General features: G+C 49.6%; 2 protein-coding genes. Both read right to left on the bottom strand.

Annotated elements, in window-relative coordinates; translation table 11 throughout:
• On the bottom strand, positions 1-3,260 hold a 3,260-nt coding region (locus Q0294_RS16855; RefSeq protein ID WP_299467776.1), incomplete at its 3' end, for an AAA family ATPase.
• Positions 3,261-3,366: 106 nt separating this feature from the next.
• Positions 3,367-4,529, bottom strand: a 1,163-nt coding sequence (locus Q0294_RS16860) for a HEAT repeat domain-containing protein (RefSeq protein WP_299467792.1), incomplete at its 5' end; no start/stop codon positions are given.

The raw sequence follows: 4,529 nt of genomic DNA on the forward strand, positions 1-4,529 counted from the left end.
CCCATCATTTTAATCTTGCGCCGCAGACGATTTACCTGTGCTTCAATCTCCGGCCGGATTTCGAGGTACAGCTTGATATTAAAACCTGCCTGCGCAGTATCGAAACCATCCTCGACGAGTTCAATCTCAACCCGCTCTTCATTTTCCTCAACGATTGACGATAGCTCAATCTCGTTTGCTTCTCTATCCTGTTCCAGTAATTCCATCTGGATTCCAGATTCGTCATCTGGTTCACTCAATGCCAGTTCTGACTCAGCCTGCTCTTCCAGATATTGCTTCAGCACCGATTCACCCGTGGAAACAATCTCTTCGAGTGAAAGCTGATACTCTTCTTCAATACGTTCGGCCAGTGTGCTGATCTGGTGTTCGATATCGCGGGTTTTTATTTCTTCTTCGTGTTTTTTATCACTCAATTCACGTCGCTCTTTGCGGATCGCAGCTTCCTCGGAACTGAGTTGCTTTTTGAACTGACGTTTTTCATCACGCAGCGAGGAAAGGGAGCCTGCCTGCTCAAACAAAGCTTCCTGAATTAAATATTGTTCGTCGAGCACAGCGCGGGTATTTAAAATATGCAGTTTAATCTGTGAGTTTTTTTCCAGCGACAATTCAAAACGCCGGTTGGATTCGTCCTGCTGCTGTTCCCGCTGTTCGAACTCCTGTTTCAGTCGAACGCACCGCTGGTCCAGGCCCGCTAAACGTTCCTCATGCGTTGCCAATTCCAGTTTTCTGGCATTTTGCCGTTCTTTCAGTTCCTGAACTTCACACTGTTTGTTCAACAAGACGGATTCATCCTGCTGAATTGTTGAATTCAGACTTTCCAGTTTTTTTTCTGTTTCCTGTTTCTCAATTAATACCGCTTCCGATTCTGTCTGCAGTTTCTGCGAATGACTTTCCAGTTCTGCCAGATCCTTTCTGACAGTCGTCAATTCCTCGTTTAACTGCTCCAGCTTATGTTCGGCTGCTGCCTTCGCCGCTTTTTCTGTGGCGAGCAGTTCTGACCCCTGCTGCATCTGCTCCTGCCAGGAACGACGTTCTTCATCGACCGTCGATAATAACAAGTCCAGTTTTTCGAGAGCGGACTCATTATCATTCAGTGTGCGATCAATTCTGATCAGATCATTTTTCAGTTTTCTCAGTTCACTCCGGCGCGTGAAAATCGCAGATTCGCCACGGACCGCACCGACAAAGACCGACTGATTTGCTTCGACCAGTTCTCCCTGCAGAGTCACAAAGCGGCAATTTTTCCCTTCCGACCGAGACAGTCTGACAGCCGTCTCGAAGGAATCCACGATCCAGGTATCAGAGAGCAACAATTCGGCCAGGAACTGATTCTCAGCCGACAGATTGACTAATTTATCGGCGCGATAAATCACCCCACGCTGATCAGACAAATCCAATGCGGTCTTCCGGGCTTCCGCAGAGAACGATTCCGTGACTGCAGTATCCCCTTCCACAGAGAACCCGTTTACAGCCGGTAGCGACTGATCTTTCGGGTCTGAGAGAGGGGGACGTGTAATAAAGCCGACCCGACCGGAAATCGAATATTTACCTTCCTTCAGAAACTGATAGAGAGGATCGAATTCACTGATCACGAGTAATTGAGACCGAATCCCCAACGCGACTTCCAGGAGTGCCGCCTGTTCAAGATCGACATCCAGCAGATCAGCAACACTGCCGATAATGGTATTCCAGGGCGCATAGTGGGAAGTCTGTGCCCGGTTCAAAATTTCCTTGACGCCGATACTGATTCCTTCCTGACGTCGTTCCAGGTCTTCCAGCACGCTCTTTCGCGCCTGATAAGCACTCCGTCTTTCGCGCAGATCAGAAAGCTGTTGTGTTTTCAGATCCTGCTCGCTTAACAAAGTCTGCTGTTTTTCGTCTACATTGGACAGGCATTGCGCAAACTCAGCGACTTTCTCTCCGGCAAGACGAAATTGGGCGTTGCATTTCTCAGCAACAGACTCTGCTTCCCGTATTCTGGTCTCCAGCTGCAATCGCCGTTCATTCGATTTTGCCGCTGAAGTATTGAAGGTTTCCAGTTGTGTCTGAATCGAAAACAGCCGATTGTCCAGAGCCAGAGACTGCTTGTTCAACTCATGAACCAGTTGCTGTTTTTGTTGAATTTGTTCATTGATCGCATCCACTGCTTTTGTAACGGCTGCGATATCGGCTCGGGTTTCTTCCAGCTCCTGGCGTTGAATCTGGAATTCGGATTCGGATCGGGTTTTCTCGCTGGAAACTGCCTTGAGATCCTTCTGAATTTCCGATGTCCTGCGTGTCATCACAATTCGCTGTTTGCGCAAACGGATAATCTCGGTTTCGAATTCCTGTTTCCGGTCGAGCTGATGTTCAATGGCTGTCTGATTTCCGGCAATGCCTTCCCGGTGCGAGGCCAGTTTTTTTTCAGCCGATCTCAATTGATCGTCAACGTCTGCGACCTCGGAATCAATGGCGGATAATTTTTCTTCGTACGATTGATACTCAGCATTCAGTTCATCGATCCGCTTTTGACATTGATTGATTTTTTCCTGAATGGCAGAGCGTTGCGTGGTCAAATGGCGCCAGTCATCGGCGGCCATCCCCATCCAGAGCTTGCGCAGCTCGGTTGATGCTTCGCGGAATTTGGCCGCTTTCGAGGCCTGACTGCGAGTCGAATTCAACTGGGCTTCTACTTCATCGACAATATCGGTCAGCCTGAGCAGATTCTGGCCGACCCGCTCCAGTTTGCGTTCTGCATCGACCTTTCTGGATTTATAACGGCTGATGCCCGCAGCTTCTTCGAACACCACGCGACGTGTCGCAGCATTTGCCTGCAGAATTTGATCGACGCGTCCCTGCTCGATGATGCTGTAAGCAGAAGTCGCCGCACCGGTTCCCATAAAGAGATCGCGAATATCTTTCAGACGCACCGTGTTCCGATTGAGCAGGTATTCGGAATCGCCGTTCTTCCACAGTCTGCGGCCAATCTGCACCAACGGCGCATCGATGTCCAGAAAGCCTTTTTGATTGTTAAAGGTCAGCGTGGCTTCCGCATAGGCGTTTGGCTTGCGCCCTTTGGCACCGTTGAAGATCACATCCGTCATGTCCTTGCCGCGAAGACTTTTAGGACTCTGGTCTCCCAGTACCCATTTGATCCCGTCCACGACATTACTCTTACCACTTCCGTTGGGCCCGACAACGCAGGTGATGCCTTCCGAAAATTCAAAGATGGTCCGGTCGGCAAAACTCTTAAAGCCGAACAGTTCCAATGATTTCAGCATCACTTAACCTTACACGGGTAAACAGACTGAGGGGAGCCTGAATTCAAATTAACAATTAGGAATCAAGGGCAACAGATCTTGAATCAACTCGATTTTTCAAAGAGGATTATTTGATGAAATAACGAAACCAGCTCTGCAGCGTGCTCTGCTTGATATATTTTTCATCTTCGCCAGATGATTTTGACGTTCGGGAATCCGTCAATGTCGCTTCTCCTATATCTGAGGGCTCTTCCGAATCATCAAAGTCTGATTCCTCACCCGGATTCTTCGAAGATTTCGTCTGCGGCGCGCCTGAGTGGAAAATATTGGGAACCATGTTTTGATTTCCGACGCGCGACCCCTTCCTGGTTTTTGATTTGGAAGACTTCATATCGCCTGATTTCAAAGCCATCAGAGAATCTTCGGCTTCTGGGCGATAATACATACGCCCCCCTTCAGGCAAAGCATCGATTTTCACTTGCCCTTCGATATTCCCCTGTTGATTTGCCTGTAAAATCATTTGCGCGATATCGGGATAGCTGGCGCCCATCTCGACTGCGGTTCGGATTACGACCGCGATATTTCGAGAAACTTTCTTCCGCTGATCCTGTTCGCCGACCGCATACTTACTTACCGTCAGCTCACTACCGCCGGCGGCACCTGTCACCAAAACATCACCCGCCCGGACGGCGATCGGAACCCGGAATTCCTGTTCAGAACCGAAGAGGACCACTTCAGGATGTTTACGGTGTGTAATATGAATCATGGGGCCGCCATTTTTGGGACTGCCCGCTTTCGCATCGGGATCGTGCAGACTCTTTGTTTCTAATTCCGTCTGTAAGACATGCAGCAGGAATTGCCCGTTCATGTCTTCACCTCGGATAAAGGGATCGTTTTTATCCAGAGTCCAGAGAGCACGGAATGCACCATAGCGTGTTTCAGCACTGGTCATACTCATTAAATCGCGCAACAGGAGATGGGCCTCTGGTTCATCGATGGCAGACATCGCCGCCAATGCATACACGCGAAATGCCGGTTCTTCCCGGGCTGCTTCAGCCAGATCTTTCAGACCCGATCCGTCATCCAGATAAGCCAGCGCCACCGCCGCATGAAAACGAACTTCCAGCAGCGGGCTCTTCAAAGCCGCTTTGAGAATCGGAATGGATTTTTTACCGATCGCTTCCAACTGGATCGATGCTTTTTCCGCCCGCTCGGGCATCATGATTTCTTCCGTCAGCTTCTGCATGCGCACCCGTTGCGCCACGTCGGTCTCGCGGAAGGCAATATTTC

This window comes from uncultured Gimesia sp. (genome assembly GCF_937919775.1).
Taxonomy (GTDB): Bacteria; Planctomycetota; Planctomycetia; order Planctomycetales; family Planctomycetaceae; genus Gimesia.